Raw genomic sequence first — 15,487 nt, 5'->3', positions numbered from 1 at the left:
TTGCATTCGGAGCGCTCCACCCCGCATGATTCGCGATCGTCGGTCGTGACGACCGCACCACAGACGGACGGGAGGCCCGTGGCGATCCCGCCACGGGCCTCCCGTCCGTCGTGCTCTGCCGACCTGCTGGCCGGCCTCCCAGCCTGCCGGCCGGCCGGCTGGCGTCCTACGCGAACGCCTCCACCGGCGGGCAGGCGCAGACGAGGTTGCGGTCCCCGTACGCCTGGTCGATCCGTCGCACCGGCGGCCAGTACTTCCGACCGACCTGTCCGGCCGCCGGGTACACCGCCTGCTCACGCGTGTAGGCGTGCTGCCACTCCCCCGTGATCACCGACGCGGCCGTGTGCGGCGCGTTGACGAGCGGGTTGTCCTCGGCCGGCCAGTCACCCCGGGCGACGGCGTCCGCCTCGGCACGGATGGCGAGCATCGCGTCGACGAAGCGGTCGAGCTCAGCGAGGTCTTCGCTCTCGGTCGGCTCGACCATGAGTGTGCCCGCGACCGGGAACGACATCGTCGGCGCGTGGAAGCCGTGGTCGATGAGGCGCTTCGCGACGTCGTCGACCGTGATGCCGGTGGCCTCACGCAGAGGACGGAGGTCGAGGATGCACTCGTGCGCGACCAGCCCGGACTCGCCCGTGTAGAGGACCGGGAACGCCTCGCGCAGGCGTGCCGCCAGGTAGTTCGCCCCGAGCACGGCGACCTCGGTCGCGCGGGTGAGCCCCTCGACGCCCATCATCCGGACGTAGGTCCAGGTGATCGGCAGGATGCTCGGGCTGCCGTAGGGCGCGGCCGAGACCGGGCCGCCGGCGTGGGCCAGACGACCGCCGTCGGCGTTCGCGTCCGCACCGGTACGACGGTCGGCGTCCTGCGCCATCGGGTGCCCGGGCAGGAACGGGGCGAGGTGCGCCTTGGCCGCGACCGGACCGACGCCCGGTCCGCCACCGCCGTGCGGGATGCAGAACGTCTTGTGCAGGTTGAGGTGCGAGACGTCCCCGCCGAAGTCGCCGAAGCGGGCGTGGCCGAGGAGCGCGTTGAGGTTGGCGCCGTCGACGTAGACCTGGCCGCCGGCATCGTGCACGGCGTCGCAGATCGCGGTGATGTCGTGCTCGTACACGCCGTGGGTCGACGGGTACGTGATCATCAGCGCGGCGAGGGCGTCGGCGTGCTCGGTCGTCTTCGCGCGGAGGTCGTCGAGGTCGACGTTGCCGTCCTCGTCGCACGCCACGACGACGACCCGCATGCCGGCGAGGACCGCCGACGCCGCGTTCGTGCCGTGCGCGCTGGACGGGATGAGGCAGACCGTGCGGGCCTCGTCACCCCGTGAGCGGTGGTAGCCGCGGATCGCGAGGAGCCCGGCGAGCTCCCCCTGGCTGCCGGCGTTCGGCTGGACCGACACGGTGTCGTACCCGGTGACCTCGGCGAGCCAGGTCTCGAGGTCGCCGATCATGTCGAGGTAACCCTGCACGTCCTCGCGCGGGGCGAACGGGTGCAGGCGGGCGAACTCGGGCCAGGTGACGGCGGCCATCTCGGTCGCCGCGTTGAGCTTCATCGTGCAGCTGCCGAGCGGGATCATGCCGCGGTCGAGCGCGTAGTCCTTGTCGGACAGGTGCTTGAGGTAGCGCATCATCCGGGTCTCGCTGCGGTGCGCGGAGAAGACCGGGTGGGTCAGGAACGCGCTCTCGCGGTCGAGGCCGGACGGCAGGCCCGTGCCCGCGTCACGGACGGCGGTCTCGGTGCCCGGGACGGTCACGTCCGCGGCACCGAAGACGGCGGCCAGGGCGACGACGTCCTCCGGCACGGTGGTCTCGTCGACGGACACCTGCAGGGTGTCGGCGTCCACGAGGTGCAGCAGGTACCCGGCGTCGTGTGCGGCGGCGACGACGGACTCGGCGCGGCCGGCGAACCGGAGCGTCAGGGTGTCGAAGAACCCGTCGTGCACGACCTCGGCGCCCGCGGCACGGGCGACGTCGGCGAGTGCCGTCGTCGTCCGGGCGACCCGGTGCGCGATGAACCGCAGCCCCTCGGGCCCGTGGTAGACCGCGTACATCGAGGCCATCACGGCGAGGAGCACCTGCGCGGTGCAGATGTTGCTCGTCGCCTTCTCGCGGCGGATGTGCTGCTCGCGGGTCTGCAGGCTGAGGCGGTAGGCCATGCTGCCGTCGGCGTCGAAGGACACCCCGACGAGACGACCGGGCAGCTGGCGCTCGAGGCCGGCCCGGACGGCGAGGTACCCGGCGTGCGGGCCACCGAAGCCGAGCGGGACGCCGAAGCGCTGGCTGGTGCCCACCGCGACGTCGGCGCCCAGGTCACCGGGGCTGGCGAGCAGGGTCATCGCGAGCAGGTCGGCCGCGACGACGGCGATGCCGCCGCCGGCGTGGACGCGCTCGATGGTGCGGGTGGGGTCGACGATGCGACCGGAGGCTCCGGGGTACTGCAGGACGACGCCGAACGCGCCCTCGAGCTGCTCGTCGGTGGGGCCGTCGGCGGCGTCGAAGCCGCGCAGGGTGATGCCGACCGCGTCGGCCCGGTGGCCGAGGAGTGCTGCCGTCTGGGGCAGCAGGTCGGCGTCCACCAGGAACGCGTCGCCCTTCACCTTCGAGGCGCGGCGGGCGAGGAGCATGCCCTCGACCACGGCGGTGCCCTCGTCGAGCATGGACGCTCCGGCGGTGGCCATGCCGGTGAGGTCGGACACCATCGTCTGGAAGTTGATCAGGGCTTCGAGGCGGCCCTGGGAGATCTCCGGCTGGTACGGCGTGTAGGCGGTGTACCAGCTCGGGTTCTCGAGGACGTTCCGCTGGATGACGGCGGGCGTGTGGGTGTCCGCGTAGCCCAGGCCGATCATCGCGCGGCGGACCGTGTTGCGGCCGGCGACGGCACGGAGTTCGGCGAGCGCCTCGGTCTCCCCCACCGCGATCGGGATCGACGAGTCGGTCACCGGGGCGGCGTGGATGGACTCCGGGATCGCTGCACGGACGAGGGCGTCGAGCGAGGGCTGCCCGACGACGTCGAGCATGGCGCGCTGGTCGGCCGGGGTCGTCCCGATGTGCCGGTCGGCGAACGTGGTCTGCAGGTTGTCGTCCTGCCGCAGGATGCTGGTCATGCGATGGACGCCCGGTAGGTGTCGTGGTCCATCAGGTCCTCGGGGAAGGACGTGCCCTCGACGCGGAGCTTGACGAGCCAGCCGGCACCGAACGGGTCCTGGTTGACGGTGTCGGGCGTCGCGACGACGGCGTCGTTGACCTCGACGACCTCGCCCTCGATCGGCGCGAAGAGCTCGCCGACGCTCTTGGTGGACTCGATCTCGCCGAGCTGTTCGCCCGCGGTCGTGGTGGTGCCCACGGCGGGGAGCTCGACGTAGACGACGTCACCGAGCTGTTCGGCCGCGTGGTCGGTGATCCCGACGGTGACGACGTCGCCCTCGACGAGGATCCACTCGTGGTCCTTGGTGTACTGCAGTGCGGTCTGGTCGGTCATGGGGATCAGCCTCTCGAAGCGCGACGGTAGAAGGGGAGAGCGGTGACGGTTCCGGGGATGGCGGTACCGCGGACGTCGATGTGGAGGACCTGTCCCCCGTCGGCACAGTCCGGGTCGACGAAGGCCATCGCGACGGGGTGGCCGAGCGTGGGCGACAGGGCGCCGGACGTGACGCTGCCGACGACGACACCGTCACGGAGCACGGCGTACCCGGCGCGAGCGGCACGGCGGCCGTCCATCGTGATGCCGACGAGCACGCGGGCGTCGGCGGCGGGCTCGACGCCGGCGTCCCCGACGAAGGAACCCGAGGTGGCGACGACCCGACCGAGTCCGGCCTGCGCGGGACGCACCGAGGTGTCGAGCTCGTGCCCGTACAGCGGCATGCCCGCTTCGAGCCGGAGGGTGTCCCGTGCGGCGAGTCCGGCGGGCACGACCCCGCGCTCGGCTCCGGCGGCGAGCAGGGCGTCCCAGATCGCCGGCGCGGTCTCGGTGTCGCAGTACAGCTCGAAGCCGTCCTCGCCGGTGTAGCCGGTGCGGGCGATGAGGACCTCGCTGCCGTCGAAGAGCGCGTGCAGGACCCGGTAGTAGCGGAGTTCGTCGAGCGGGGTCTCCGGCTGCAGGCGGTCGGTGACGACCAGGTCGTCGAGCGTGCCTGCGGCCGCCGGACCCTGGATCGCGACGAGGGCGGTCCGGTCGGAGTCGTCCGTGACGGTGACGTCGTGTCCGGCCGCCCGCTCCTGCATGGCCTGGACGGCGACGTCCCGGTTGCCGGCGTTCGCCACGACGAGGAACACGTCGTCGCCGGTGCGGTACACGACCAGGTCGTCGAGGATCCCGCCGTCCGGGGTCAGGAGCAGCGAGTACTTGGCCCGGCCGACCGGCATCGCGCCGAAGGACCCGGCGAGCGCCGCGTCGAGGTACGGGACGGCGTCCGGCCCCTGCACACCGATCTCGGCCATGTGCGAGAGGTCGAACACGCCCGCCGCGTCGCGCACCGCGTGGTGTTCGGCGAGGTCGGACGAGTAGCGGACCGGCATGCGGTGGCCGGCGAAGTCGGTGAACGTGGCACCGGCGGCTTCGTGCGCGGCTTCGAGCGGCGACGAACGCAGCGGTTCAGACATGGACGGAGTTCTCCTGGCATCGGCAGGGCCCGACGGCGATCGTCGGGTGCGGAACTCCCCCTCTGTCATGGGCCTGAGAGTTTCACCGCGGCCCGTGAGGTCCGGCGGCTTTCACCGTGGGCGAGACGACGGTTCCGTGGGATGCGCCCACGGCTCGTGTCTGCTTTTCAGAGTGGCCTGCCCGCTGCGGTGTTGGACCTGAGAGATTGGCGGGGAGCTTGCTCCTTCGGTGCCCGGACCCGGATGGACTGCGTCCGGGTCACAGGGCTCTCCCGCGGCGGGTGGTCGGCCGTACGTGTTCTGTTGTCCGGCGAGCATACCGAGCCCGCGTTACGGGCATGTGTCACGGTTGCGGGCAACGACCAGGCCGTCCTTCGACATCACGTAGAGTGGCGCCGTGGCAGGACAGCGATCGCGCCCCCGTGGGCAGCTCGAGCAGGCGGTGCTCGAGGCGCTCTGGACCGCGGACGCCGGCCTCACCGCCCGCCAGGTCCTCGAGGTGTTCGACGAACCGCGCCCCGCCCTGACGACCGTCCTCACCGTGCTCGACCGGCTCGGCCGCAAGGGCACCGTGGTCCGCGAGCAGCACGACGACGCCCCGCTCACCTTCCACGCCGCGCACTCGCGGGAGGACCACACCGCCTCCCTCATGGCGAACGCGCTGGCCGCGTCCTCCGACCGTGAGGCAGCGCTCCTGCAGTTCACCGGCTCGCTCGCCTCCGGGGACCTCGAGGTCCTCCGCCGCGCGATCGACTCCCGAACGCGTCCCTGACCGGACCGGCCCCGTGGTCGTCACCGGCGTCTGCCTCGTCGTCCTCGCCCTCGCCGTCGTCGCGTTCGCCCCACGGGTGCTCACCCGGGCCGCCTGGACGATCGACCGCCCGCTGACCGCCATCGCCGCCTGGCAGGCCGCCGTCGTGGTCGGGGTCGCCGGCTTCGTCGTCGGGATCGCCCTGGTGGTCCTCGCCGGCCGGCCGCTGACCGACCCGTTCGGCATCGACGACTCCCCCAGCCACGGTCTGAACGTCGGGGTCGCCGTCCTCGCCGTCATCGCGTTCGCCGTCGCCGTCCGTGTCCGCCCGGGCCCCGAGCACGAGGCCGTCCGCGAGGCGATCCGCACCGGTGCCGCCCCGCACCGCGAGGTCGACGGCACCCTGGTCGCCGTCCTGCAGGCCGACACCGCCCTGGCCTGCGCGGTCCCCGGCCGCTCCGGCGGGGTCCTCGTCAGCACCGGGCTCGCGGAACAGCTGCGCACCGACGAGCTGGAGGCCGTGGTCGCCCACGAACGCGCCCACCTGCGCCAGCACCACACGGCCGTGGTCGGCTTCGCCGAGTCCGTCGAACGTGCCGTCCCGTGGGTGCCGGGAGCGCGGGCGATGGCCCGGTCGACCCGCGTCCTCGTCGAGTTCGCCGCGGACGACGCCGCCGCTCGCCGGGTCGGCCGCGACGCGTTGCGCCGGGCGGTCCTGGTGGCGGACGGGACGGGCGCACTCGGTGCGGTCCGGGCCTCCAGGCTGTCCTGAACCGGACGGGAGGCCCGCCCTGCGCCCGCCTGTCGGCGCACGGGGCTAGCCTGGTCCGGTCCGCCACCGCGAGGGGAACCGTGCAGCCGCTCACTGAATCCGACATCCGATCGTCCTTCGTCAACGCGATGCCCGACGAACTCGCCCAGCTCCCGATCCCGGGGCTGCACGAGACCCTGTGGAACGAACGCGAGTTCCTGGGCTGGCGCGACCCGCAGGCCGCCCGCCGCGGCTACATGGTGTCGTGGATGGACGACAAGCCGGTCGGCATCGTCGTCCGCGCGGCCGGCGGGTCCCTCCGTCCGGGCATCGCCGCGATGTGCTCGTTCTGCCACTCCCCGCAGCCGGCCACGCAGGTGCGGCTGTTCTCGGCCGCCCGCGCCGGGGAAGCCGGACGGAACGGCAACACGATCGGCTCGTACATCTGCGAGGACCTCGGATGCCCGATGCTCATCCGCACCGCGCCGCCGCACCTCAACCCGCCGGCGACGATCGCGATGCGCTCCGAGTCGCTGCTGGCACGTCTGCACAACTTCACGGCCGACATCATGAAGACGGCGTGAGCTCGGACCGGTTCCGCTCGGCACGCTGGGCCGTCGTCGAGGAACTCGGGGACGGCCGCTGGCGACTGACGATCCGCGACGAGGCGGACGACGAACTCGGCTCCTTCGGCCTGGGGGTCGAGGGGCCGTGGGACCCGGACGTCGATCCGCACGTGGGGTTCGTGCTCACGCAGATCGGACTCGCGCTGACCGGTGCGCGGCCGTGGCGTGCGGACGAGCTCGGTGACCAGCGGGCGCCGGTGCTGCCGCTGGCCCTGACAACCTGATGCGCTGACGGGCCGGCCCGCCGGTCCGCCGTTCAGTCCGCGGCCGCGAAGTTGCGGAGGACCTCTCGGTCATCGTCCGTCCGTGACGCCCACACCAGCTCGCTGCGGTGTGCGCTGCCCTCGAGCGGCAGGAGCACCACGGTGTCCGGGGCCGCGAGCGCCGCACTCTCCGGCAGGACCGTGACGCCGAGGCCGACACCGACCAGGTGCAGGACGGTCGCCCAGGTCGTTGCCTCCTGCACGATGCGCGGCCGTCGACCGCCGTCGGCCACGGGTGCGGTGTTCCGTTCGGTGGCGACCGTGCCGGCCTCGGCGGGGAAGAACACGAACGGGTCGTCGAGCAGCTCCGGCCCTCGCACGGACGAGCGGCCGGCGAACCGGTGGTGCCGCGGCACGGCGGCGACGAACGGTTCGCTGCGGAACCGGGCGAAGCGCACCCCGTCGACCGGGTCCGGGTCGCGCACCACCGCCAGGTCGAGTTCCCCACGCTGCACGGCCGCGACGAGTCGTGACGAGAAACCCTCCGTCAGTTCCACCCGGACCAGCGGGTAGCGCTGCCGGAACCGCTGCACCCGCTCGATCGGCCCGAGCGGCAGGGCCGACACGACGAACCCGACGTCGAGCCGACCCGCCTCACCACGGCCGACGCGGACGGTCTCGTCGAGGTCCCGCCGAGCCTGGGCCAGCAGCGACCGGGCCCGCCCCTGCAGCACCCGACCGGCCGGCGTGAGGGCGACGCTCCGGGAGGTCCGGGCGAACAGGTCGACGCCGAGGGCGACCTCGACCCGGCGGATGAGCTGCGACAGCGCCGGCTGCGCGATGCCGAGGTCCGCGGCCGCCCGGCCGAAGTGCAGCTCGTCGGCGAGCGCCAGGAACGCCCGGAGCTGTCGGAGGTCGACCTCGGGTGCACGATCCATGCACTGATCGTATCGATCCGTCCGAACGAGTATTGGACAGCACTGCATCCATGTCCCGAGGATGGACCCATGCCCACCACCACCCGCACCACCGGCGACCAGGTCGTCGTCGAGGACCTGTCCACCGCCGCCGACGCCGCCGCGTTCCAGTCCCTCAACGAGCGGTGGATCACGACGTTCTTCACGCTCGAGGACGAGGACCGCCGGCTGCTCGGCGACCCGGTGCAGCACATCGTCGTCCCCGGCGGCGTCGTCCTCGTGGCCCGCCTCGGCGACGTGGTCGTCGGCTGCGTCGGACTCGCCCCACACGGGGTCGACGAGTTCGAACTCGTCAAGATGGCCGTCGACCCCGACCACCAGGGACACGGCACGGGCCGTCGCCTCATCCGCGCCGCGATCGACCGGGCTCGCACGCTCGGCGCCCGCCGGGTGCTGCTCGAGACGAACAGCTCCCTCGTCAGCGCGATCCACCTGTACGAGACGACCGGGTTCCGGCACCTGGGCGCCGACGAGCACCCGCCGAGCCCCTACGTCCGGGCGGACGTGGCGATGGCACTCGACCTCTGACGACCCGGCCACCTGTCGGGCCAGGCCGGAGTGCGCACCGCTTGACGGGCCTCCCGGCCGGTCCGCGTACCGTCCGTCGCATGCCCCGCGACCAGTACGAGTTCAGCGACCCGACCACCCGGTACCCCAACACCAGCCCCGAGCCGCAGCAGCAACCGGAACCGGGCCTGGAGTCGCGGATGGACCCGAAGCCGGACCACGGCGAGGACTCGTACCGCGGCACCGGACGGCTCACCGGGCGCCGCGCACTGATCACCGGCGCGGACTCCGGCATCGGCGCAGCCGTCGCCATCGCGTACGCGCGGGAAGGTGCGGACATCGCCCTCGCCTACCTGCCCGACGAGGAAGAGGACGCCCAGCGGATCGTCGCCCTCATCGAGGCCGAGGGCCGGAAGGCCGTCACCATCCCCGGCGACCTGACTGCCCGGAACTACCCCGCCGTGCTCGTCGAACGCGCCGTCGCCGAACTCGGCGGGCTCGACGCCATCGTCGCCTGCGCCGGCAAGCAGCACTGGCAGGCCGAGATCACCGACATCAGCGACGACCAGCTCGTCGACACCTTCACGGTGAACGTCCTCTCGCTCTTCCGCCTCGTCCAGGCCGCACTCCCCCACCTGGAGCCCGGGTCGACGATCATCACCACCGCGTCGATGGAGGCCTACCAGCCCGCCCCCGACCGCCTGGACTACGCCGCATCGAAGGCCGCGATCAACAACTTCTCGAAGGGTCTCGCGCAGCAACTCATCGGCCGCGGCATCCGGGTGAACGTCGTCGCTCCCGGGCCGACCTGGTCCGTGCTGCAGGTGTCCGCCGGGGTCGACCCGGATACCCTGCCCGACTTCGGGTCCAGCGAGTCGCCGATGGGGCGCCCCGGACAGCCCGCCGAACTGGCGCCCGCGTACGTGTTCCTGGCGTCGCACGAGTCCAGCTTCGTCGCTGGCGAGACCCTCAACGTGAACGGCGGCATGGTCACACCCTGACCCGCCCGGGTGTTCCTCGTGCGTCGCGTTGCTACGCTCACGGCATGGCGACGCACGAGGTCCAGGCCGTCCGCGAACAGGGCATGTGGCAGGTGTTCATCGACGGGTTCCCCGTGACCGAGGTCCGACGGTGGCCGTCGGTCGCCTTCGTGGCGCGGGAGTGGATCTCGTTGACCGACCAGGTGCCCTCGCGCGAGGTCGACCTGCACGTGACGGTCATCGGTCGCAACCACTTCGCCCCGGTCGCCTGAGCGCAGCGATCTCGGGCTCACTGCTCTGATCGGAGCGGTCAGTCGGCGGCTGCCACCAGCTGCTGCGCCCGCTGGTACGACACGTCCAACAGCGGGCCGATCTCGCGGAGCGTCAGACCGGCGTCGTGGAGCTCCTTCGCAGCGGCCGCGGTCTCGCGTCCGGCTGCCCGCCGAGCGCGGTCCGCGTCGGCACGGAGTTCGCCCGCGCGGTCCAGGTGCGCCCGCACGGAGTCGGGCAGCACGATCTCGATCCGCACCGTGAAGTCGGCGGCTGGCCGGTCGTGCATGTTCGCCAGCCAGTCGCGCGCCATCGGCTCGATCTCGCTCTGCCGCCGCGCCTGGGTCCGCAGTGCACCGTCGATCCAGACGAGCCAGTAGCGCCCGTCCCGCTGTGCGCGCACGGTGTGTGTCGTCATCATCGTCAGTCCTTCCCGTCGTCACACGCGCGGATGATCGCGCGAGCGAGCATCTCCCGGACCTCCCGGTGCCGTGGGATCTCGATGCGTTGACCGCCGAAGAGGAAGACGTCATGTCGTCCGCCGTGCCGCAGGAGCACGAAGGGGACGCCGAGTCGATCTGCCCGTTGACGGAGGTCGCGGATGAGGTCCGCACGCTTCACGATAGAAGTCCAACTCGGATTGGACAAGTTTGTCCAGCGGCGTTGGACGATTCGATGCGATCGTGTTCGGTGGGGCTCACATGAGCACGATCGCTGCTCGCTGTGGCTCGGTCGTCGCCGGCACCGATGCCTGTGGACGAGGGGGCGCCGGGCCGTCATCGTGGAGGACGGTGGCCCGTCGCTCGGTGTGCCTGACGGCGGAACCGTCAGGCCACGTGCCAGACGACCCCCTCCTGCGTGCTCGACGGGTAGGCCGCAGCGATGCGGAACACCGCCTCGCGCAGGGTCTCCGGCGAGCACGCCAGGTTGATCCGGGCGAACCCCTTGCCCTCGGCCCCGAACGGCAGCCCCGAGTTCAGCGCGACGAACGCGTGCTCACGGAGGGGCACCGCCGGGTCCTCGCCGAGCCCGAGCCCCCGGAAGTCGAGCCACGCCAGGTAGCCCGCACGGGGCCGCGCGTAGACGACACCGGGCAGGTGCTCGGCCAGGAGCTTCGCGAGCAGCCGGTCGTTCGCGACGATCCGGTCGATGACGTCGTCGAGCCAGCCGACCGCCAGGGTGAACGCCGCCAGGTTCGCGTGCAGCCCGAGGATGCTCGTCCGGCACGCGACCTCCTCCCACAGCGTGTCGAGGAGTGCGGCGGTGCGAGCATCCCCGGCGACGATGACGGAGCACTTCACGCCGGCCAGGTTCCAGCCCTTGCTCGCCGACGTCACACAGACGCTCCGTGCCCCGAGCGGCTCGGCGATCATCGCGAACGGGGTGAACTGCATGCCCGGATGGGTCAGCGGGGCGTGGATCTCGTCGCTGATGACCAGGACGTCGTACTGCGCCGCGAGTTCAGCCAGCGCGGTGAGGTCAGCACGGTCGTGCACCAGGCCGATCGGGTTGTGCGGGTTGCAGAGCAGGAAGACCCGGACACCGTCGGCGAACGCCCGCTCGAGGCCGTCCAGGTCCAGCCGGTAGACACCCCACTGCTCACGGAGCGGGACCTCTTCGACCTGACATCGGGCCTCGTCCACGAGCTCGAAGAACGGCGGGTACACCGGCGGCGTGATCGCGACCCGGCCGCCGTCGGGCAGTGCGAGCCGCAGCGTCTCGACGATCCCCACGCTGACGTCCGTCGCCAGGTACACCCGCGCCGGGTCGACGTCCCAGCCCCAGCGGTCGCGCGCGAACCCGGCGAACGCGGGAGCGAGCGGCCCGGGCCCGTCGAGGTACCCGAGGTCCGACTGCTGCACCCGCTCGACCAGGGCCTGTCGGATCTCCGGCGCGACCTCGTGGTCCATCTCGGCGACGAACAGGGGCAGCACGTCGGGCGCGTACCGCGTCCACTTGATGCTCGTGCGGACCCCGCGGAGCGTGCCGACCGGGTCCTGTTCGTCGCTCGCCATGCGTCCCAGCATGCCTCGGCCGGGAGGCCCGGGGCGAGTCGGCGCGTCATCCTGCGTCGTGGGGCCCGCCGCCGAGCCTCGCGCAGGCGGACACTTTCCGCCCGCCACCTGGCGCAGGATGCCCGCAGAGCCGAGCCTCGGCCGACCGCGTGCGGACCGGGCACCGCGCACCCGCCTACTGTCGGCGGCATGACCACGAGCACCGCCGAGAAGGCGACCACCCTCCAGTCCCTGCACTCCGCCCCCGAGATCCTCCGCGTCGTGAACGTCTGGGACGCCATCAGCGCCAAGACCGTCGCCGCGCTGCCCGAGACCCGCGCGATCGCCACCGCCGGGCACTCGATCGCCGCGATGTACGGCTACGAGGACGGCGGCATGTCGCTCGACCTCGCCCTCGCCGGCGCGAAGACCGTCGTCGACGCCGTGGACCTGCCGGTGACCGCCGACCTGGACGACGGCTACGAGGACCCGGCCGAGACCATCCGTCGCGCGATCGGCATCGGCGTCGTCGGTGCGAACGTCGAGGACCGGCTGCGTCCGTTCGACGAGTCCGTCGCCCGCGTGGCCGCGATCATGCGTGCCGCCGAGCAGGAGGGCGTCCCCTTCCAGCTGAACGCCCGCACCGACGCCATCGCCCGCGGCGGCGACCGCCCGATCCAGGAGAGCATCGCGGACGCCATCGCCCGCGGCAAGGCGTTCCTCGACGCCGGCGCACCGCTCGTGTTCGTCCCGGGCGGCCACCAGCGCGACGTCGTCGAGCAGCTGGTCGAGGGCCTCGGCCGCGGCAAGCTCAGCGTCATCGGCCTGCCGGGTGCCCTGCCTGCGTCCGAGTACCAGGCGCTCGGCGTCGCCCGAATCTCGTACGGCCCGCTCACGCAGCGCGTCGCCCTGCGTGCGCTCCGTGACCTCGCCGCGGACCTCTACCTCGGCGGCGTCGTGCCGGAGGACACCCCGACGCTGAACTGAACGGCAGCGGTGGCGGACCCGCCACCTGACGGACGGGAGGCCCGGTACCAGCTGGTACCGGGCCTCCCGTCCGTCGTCGGGCCGTCTCCGTCGACGCCAGGTGGACAGAACGGCGATCGTGGCGTACTGTTGTTTGTTGGTGCATTGCAGCGAACCCATCTGACTCGCGCACACCGACCGTCTCGAACCGATCCCCCTGGGTCGCATTCCAGCGAGACCACCGCTCCCCGACTGGCGAGCATGCACGTCGAATGCCGACGTGCGCGTCCGCGCTCCTGCGGCCGACGAGACCACGGAGTCCGTCCGGCCCAGCGCGACGCCGAATGACTGAAGAAAGACAGCACCATGACCACGAACGAACGCACCATCATCACCGGGACCGCCATCGCGGCTCCCACCGTCTCCCCCGACCGCATCGCCGAGTTCCCCGTCCGCGAGGACCGCTCGCAGCGCGAGTACCTCGTGCGGATGCCGGCCGACGACCTCGGGCTGTTCCTGACGCCCGGTGTCCGCGTCGCCGTCGACGGCGAAGCGGGCTGGGTCGTGCCCGGCCGCTCCTGGCGGGGCGAGGCCAGCCGCACGATCCTGCAGGCTCGCGCCGTGCAGGCTCCGGAGCTGGCCCTGGCCGCCTGACCTCTGCAGCCCAACGGAACGCCGTCCCTTCGGGGGCGGCGTTCCGTCGTTCCGAGGCAGGGCCTAGAGCTCCCGGTCGCCCTCGGCCGCGGCGACGAACCGTCGCCCGCCGTCGGCGTTCACCGGCTGCCGCCCGCCACACAGCGCTGCTGCGTCCCGGAGTCGGCGGATGAAGGCGGGGTCCTCAGGCTCGAGTTCGTCGTCCGGCGCCTGCCGCACCACGATCTCGCTCGACGGTCCGACGAGCATCGTCGTCCGCTCGACCGAGCCGTCCTCCCCGACCGTCGGCACCGCGATCGTGTCCGTCCGGGTGTTCGCCCCGAGCACCGCCGCGTAGTCCGCGACCGCGTCGGCGATGCGGTCCCCCGTCAGGATGTCCGTGCCGTCGTAGTGGATGTACTTCACGTGTCGACCTCCCTCGTGGCGACGGTAGGCACCGGGGTGGAGCACGCAGTACAGGATCGGGTGGGAGGCGCGGGCGGTGGACAACTGGCGGCGCATGTCGGCCTCATCCACAGTTCGGTAGCGCGATGAACGGCAGTAGCTCGATGCCGCCAGGAATCGGCGACAAGTTGGCTCGTCGCCGATCGCGAGCCCCCGTCGGACCAGAAGGGCAGCCTGCTCGGTCCAAGACAGACTCGGCTTCACGCGCGCAGCCCCCCGGGAACGAAAAGGCCCCTCCCATTTGAGCATCGTGGAGAGGCTTGGGAGGGGGTCGATTGCTTCCACTCTAGCCAAAGCGCCGTCCTGCGCGGGTGGCAGGAGTGCTCCGTCGTCAGGTCAGGCTGACGTCAGAGCACGTCACCTGTCGGGTACAGCACCCACGGGCCGGCACCGGTCTCCGGGCACTGCTCGTCCATCACCCGTTTGACCACCGAGTAGTCCGCGGGAGCGCGGCGGTACATCAGCGTAACGAGGTGGACGTCCGTCTCGACGCGACCGTCGGGCCAGCGGGCGTCGTAGCGGATGACACGCTTTGGCCGCCGCAGCCATCGCGAGGGACGGATCTCCGCGACGGCACGGAAGACCGTCGGCAACTCGTCCGACTGGTCTGAGCGCCCGGCTGCAGCTCTGCGTTCCCCCACGCCTGTGATCCTAGGAGCGCGACGCGTGCCCGAGCGTCAGTTGTTGAAGCGGAATTCCACCACGTCGCCGTCCTGCATGACGTACTCCTTGCCCTCGATGCGGGCCTTGCCCTGCGACCGAGCCTCGGCGATCGAGCCGGTGGCGACGAGGTCGTCGAACGAGATGACCTCGGCCTTGATGAAGCCCTTCTCGAAGTCCGTGTGGATGACGCCGGCAGCCTGGGGAGCCTTCCACCCCTTGCCGATCGTCCACGCACGGGACTCCTTCGGGCCTGCCGTCAGGTAGGTCTGCAGCCCGAGGGTCTCGAACCCGATGCGCGCGAGCTGGTCGAGGCCGGACTCGGTCTGACCGGTCGACTCGAGGAGCTCCTTGGCGTCCTCCGCGTCGAGGTCGATCAGCTCAGACTCGACCTGGGCGTCGAGGAACACGGCCTGCGCCGGTGCGACGAGGGCGGCGAGCTCGGCCTTGCGGGCGTCGTCGGTGAGGATCGCCTCGTCCACGTTGAACACGAAGATGAAGGGCTTGGCGCTGAGGAGACCGAGCTCCTTGATCGGCTCGAGGTCGACCTTGCTCGCCGAGAGCAGGACGCCCTTCTCGAGCTCGGCCTTCGCGGCGTTCGCCGCCTCGAGCACGGCGGGCTCCGCCTGCTTCAGCTTGAGCATCTTCTCGTAGCGGGGCAGCGCCTTCTCGATGGTCTCGAGGTCGGCGAGGATCAGCTCGGTGTTGATGACCTCGAGGTCGTCCTTCGGGGACACCTTGTTCGCCACGTGCACGACGTCGTCGTCGGTGAAACCGCGGACGACCTGCGCGATGGCGTCGGCTTCGCGGATGTTCGCGAGGAACTTGTTGCCGAGTCCCTCGCCCTCGCTCGCACCCTTGACGATGCCGGCGATGTCGACGAACGACACCGGCGCGGGCACGGTCTTCTCGGAGTGGAACAGCTCGGCGAGCTGGTCGAGACGCGGGTCGGGCAGGTTCACCACGCCGACGTTGGGCTCGATGGTGGCGAACGGGTAGTTGGCCGCGAGCACCTGGTTCTTGGTCAGGGCGTTGAACAGGGTCGACTTGCCGACGTTCGGGAGACCGACGATTCCGATGGTGAGAGCCACGGGAGGACAGCCTACCGG

At 71.7% G+C, this 15,487-nt stretch carries 19 protein-coding genes and 1 riboswitch; of the genes, 9 read left to right on the top strand and 10 right to left on the bottom strand.

Going from position 1 to position 15,487, the window contains the following annotated elements:
* Positions 1-166: 166 nt before the first annotated feature.
* From gcvP to gcvT, 3 genes are read right to left on the bottom strand one after another with little or no spacing between them, the layout of a single operon-like run.
* Positions 167-3,100, bottom strand: a complete 2,934-nt coding sequence (gene gcvP, locus SOM35_RS00855; protein WP_320513947.1) for an aminomethyl-transferring glycine dehydrogenase — start codon at positions 3,098-3,100, stop codon at positions 167-169.
* Positions 3,097-3,474 carry a glycine cleavage system protein GcvH gene (gcvH, locus tag SOM35_RS00850; RefSeq protein WP_111075682.1) on the bottom strand — a complete coding sequence of 126 codons (378 nt, stop codon included), beginning with the start codon at positions 3,472-3,474 and terminating at the stop codon, positions 3,097-3,099. Before gcvH ends, gcvP begins: the two co-directional genes overlap by 4 nt.
* Positions 3,475-3,479: 5 nt before the next feature.
* The gene (gcvT, locus tag SOM35_RS00845; RefSeq protein ID WP_253467712.1) at positions 3,480-4,595 is read right to left on the bottom strand and encodes a glycine cleavage system aminomethyltransferase GcvT; all 1,116 of its coding nucleotides are present in this window, start codon (positions 4,593-4,595) and stop codon (positions 3,480-3,482) included.
* 177 nt (positions 4,596-4,772) lie between these two features.
* Positions 4,773-4,880: riboswitch (glycine riboswitch) on the bottom strand.
* Positions 4,881-4,992: 112 nt separating this feature from the next.
* Between gcvT and SOM35_RS00840 the strand changes: the two genes are divergently transcribed.
* From SOM35_RS00840 to SOM35_RS00825, 4 genes are all read left to right on the top strand, one after another.
* Positions 4,993-5,367, top strand: a complete 375-nt coding sequence (locus SOM35_RS00840) for a BlaI/MecI/CopY family transcriptional regulator (RefSeq protein ID WP_166779676.1) — start codon at positions 4,993-4,995, stop codon at positions 5,365-5,367.
* 13 nt (positions 5,368-5,380) lie between these two features.
* Complete coding sequence (locus tag SOM35_RS00835; RefSeq protein WP_181439315.1) at positions 5,381-6,118, top strand: M56 family metallopeptidase; 738 nt, start codon at positions 5,381-5,383, stop codon at positions 6,116-6,118.
* Between the two features lie 80 nt (positions 6,119-6,198).
* The gene (locus SOM35_RS00830) at positions 6,199-6,681 is read left to right on the top strand and encodes an FBP domain-containing protein (RefSeq protein ID WP_111075686.1); all 483 of its coding nucleotides are present in this window, start codon (positions 6,199-6,201) and stop codon (positions 6,679-6,681) included.
* The gene (locus SOM35_RS00825) at positions 6,678-6,947 is read left to right on the top strand and encodes a hypothetical protein (protein ID WP_320513946.1); all 270 of its coding nucleotides are present in this window, start codon (positions 6,678-6,680) and stop codon (positions 6,945-6,947) included. The genes SOM35_RS00830 and SOM35_RS00825 overlap by 4 nt, the downstream gene beginning before the upstream one ends.
* 32 nt (positions 6,948-6,979) lie before the next feature.
* Here SOM35_RS00825 and SOM35_RS00820 read toward each other — a convergent pair whose 3' ends face one another.
* Entirely contained in the window at positions 6,980-7,864 is an 885-nt protein-coding gene (locus tag SOM35_RS00820) for a LysR substrate-binding domain-containing protein (protein WP_320513945.1), read from the bottom strand.
* Positions 7,865-7,933: 69 nt separating this feature from the next.
* Here SOM35_RS00820 and SOM35_RS00815 point away from each other — a divergent pair, with 69 nt between their 5' ends.
* The 3 genes from SOM35_RS00815 to SOM35_RS00805 all read left to right on the top strand — a co-directional run bounded on the left by SOM35_RS00815 (position 7,934) and on the right by SOM35_RS00805 (position 9,662).
* Positions 7,934-8,431 carry a GNAT family N-acetyltransferase gene (locus SOM35_RS00815; protein ID WP_320513944.1) on the top strand — a complete coding sequence of 166 codons (498 nt, stop codon included), beginning with the start codon at positions 7,934-7,936 and terminating at the stop codon, positions 8,429-8,431.
* An 80-nt stretch (positions 8,432-8,511) separates the two neighbouring features.
* On the top strand, positions 8,512-9,411 hold the full coding sequence (locus tag SOM35_RS00810; protein WP_320513943.1) for an SDR family oxidoreductase: 900 nt from the start codon (positions 8,512-8,514) through the stop codon (positions 9,409-9,411).
* Positions 9,412-9,455: 44 nt separating this feature from the next.
* A complete protein-coding gene (locus tag SOM35_RS00805; RefSeq protein ID WP_110823655.1) occupies positions 9,456-9,662 on the top strand; it encodes a hypothetical protein in 207 nt (68 codons plus the stop codon).
* Positions 9,663-9,700: 38 nt separating this feature from the next.
* Here the strand turns inward: SOM35_RS00805 and SOM35_RS00800 are convergent, their stop codons facing one another.
* From SOM35_RS00800 to SOM35_RS00790, 3 genes are all read right to left on the bottom strand, one after another.
* A complete protein-coding gene (locus tag SOM35_RS00800; RefSeq protein WP_320513934.1) occupies positions 9,701-10,081 on the bottom strand; it encodes a hypothetical protein in 381 nt (126 codons plus the stop codon).
* Between the two features lie 2 nt (positions 10,082-10,083).
* Positions 10,084-10,281, bottom strand: a complete 198-nt coding sequence (locus SOM35_RS00795) for a hypothetical protein (RefSeq protein WP_320513933.1) — start codon at positions 10,279-10,281, stop codon at positions 10,084-10,086.
* 206 nt (positions 10,282-10,487) lie between these two features.
* Entirely contained in the window at positions 10,488-11,675 is a 1,188-nt protein-coding gene (locus SOM35_RS00790) for a MalY/PatB family protein (RefSeq protein WP_320513932.1), read from the bottom strand.
* 189 nt (positions 11,676-11,864) lie between these two features.
* Here SOM35_RS00790 and SOM35_RS00785 point away from each other — a divergent pair, with 189 nt between their 5' ends.
* Positions 11,865-12,641 (top strand): isocitrate lyase/PEP mutase family protein, encoded by a 777-nt coding sequence (locus tag SOM35_RS00785; RefSeq protein ID WP_290157211.1) that lies wholly within the window; start codon positions 11,865-11,867, stop codon positions 12,639-12,641.
* 345 nt (positions 12,642-12,986) lie between these two features.
* Positions 12,987-13,274 carry a hypothetical protein gene (locus tag SOM35_RS00780; RefSeq protein WP_111075694.1) on the top strand — a complete coding sequence of 96 codons (288 nt, stop codon included), beginning with the start codon at positions 12,987-12,989 and terminating at the stop codon, positions 13,272-13,274.
* A gap of 63 nt (positions 13,275-13,337) precedes the next feature.
* Here the strand turns inward: SOM35_RS00780 and SOM35_RS00775 are convergent, their stop codons facing one another.
* From SOM35_RS00775 to ychF, 3 genes are all read right to left on the bottom strand, one after another.
* A complete protein-coding gene (locus SOM35_RS00775) occupies positions 13,338-13,775 on the bottom strand; it encodes a hypothetical protein (protein WP_320513929.1) in 438 nt (145 codons plus the stop codon).
* Between the two features lie 290 nt (positions 13,776-14,065).
* Entirely contained in the window at positions 14,066-14,359 is a 294-nt protein-coding gene (locus SOM35_RS00770; RefSeq protein ID WP_320513927.1) for a hypothetical protein, read from the bottom strand.
* Between the two features lie 36 nt (positions 14,360-14,395).
* On the bottom strand, positions 14,396-15,469 hold the full coding sequence (gene ychF / locus SOM35_RS00765) for a redox-regulated ATPase YchF (RefSeq protein ID WP_320513926.1): 1,074 nt from the start codon (positions 15,467-15,469) through the stop codon (positions 14,396-14,398).
* Positions 15,470-15,487: the final 18 nt, after the last annotated feature.

Source organism: Curtobacterium sp. CFBP9011 (assembly GCF_034045095.1).
GTDB lineage: Bacteria > Actinomycetota > Actinomycetes > Actinomycetales > Microbacteriaceae > Curtobacterium.
Note: the sequence above shows the minus strand (reverse complement) of the source record. Positions and strands in the feature narration are given on the sequence as shown.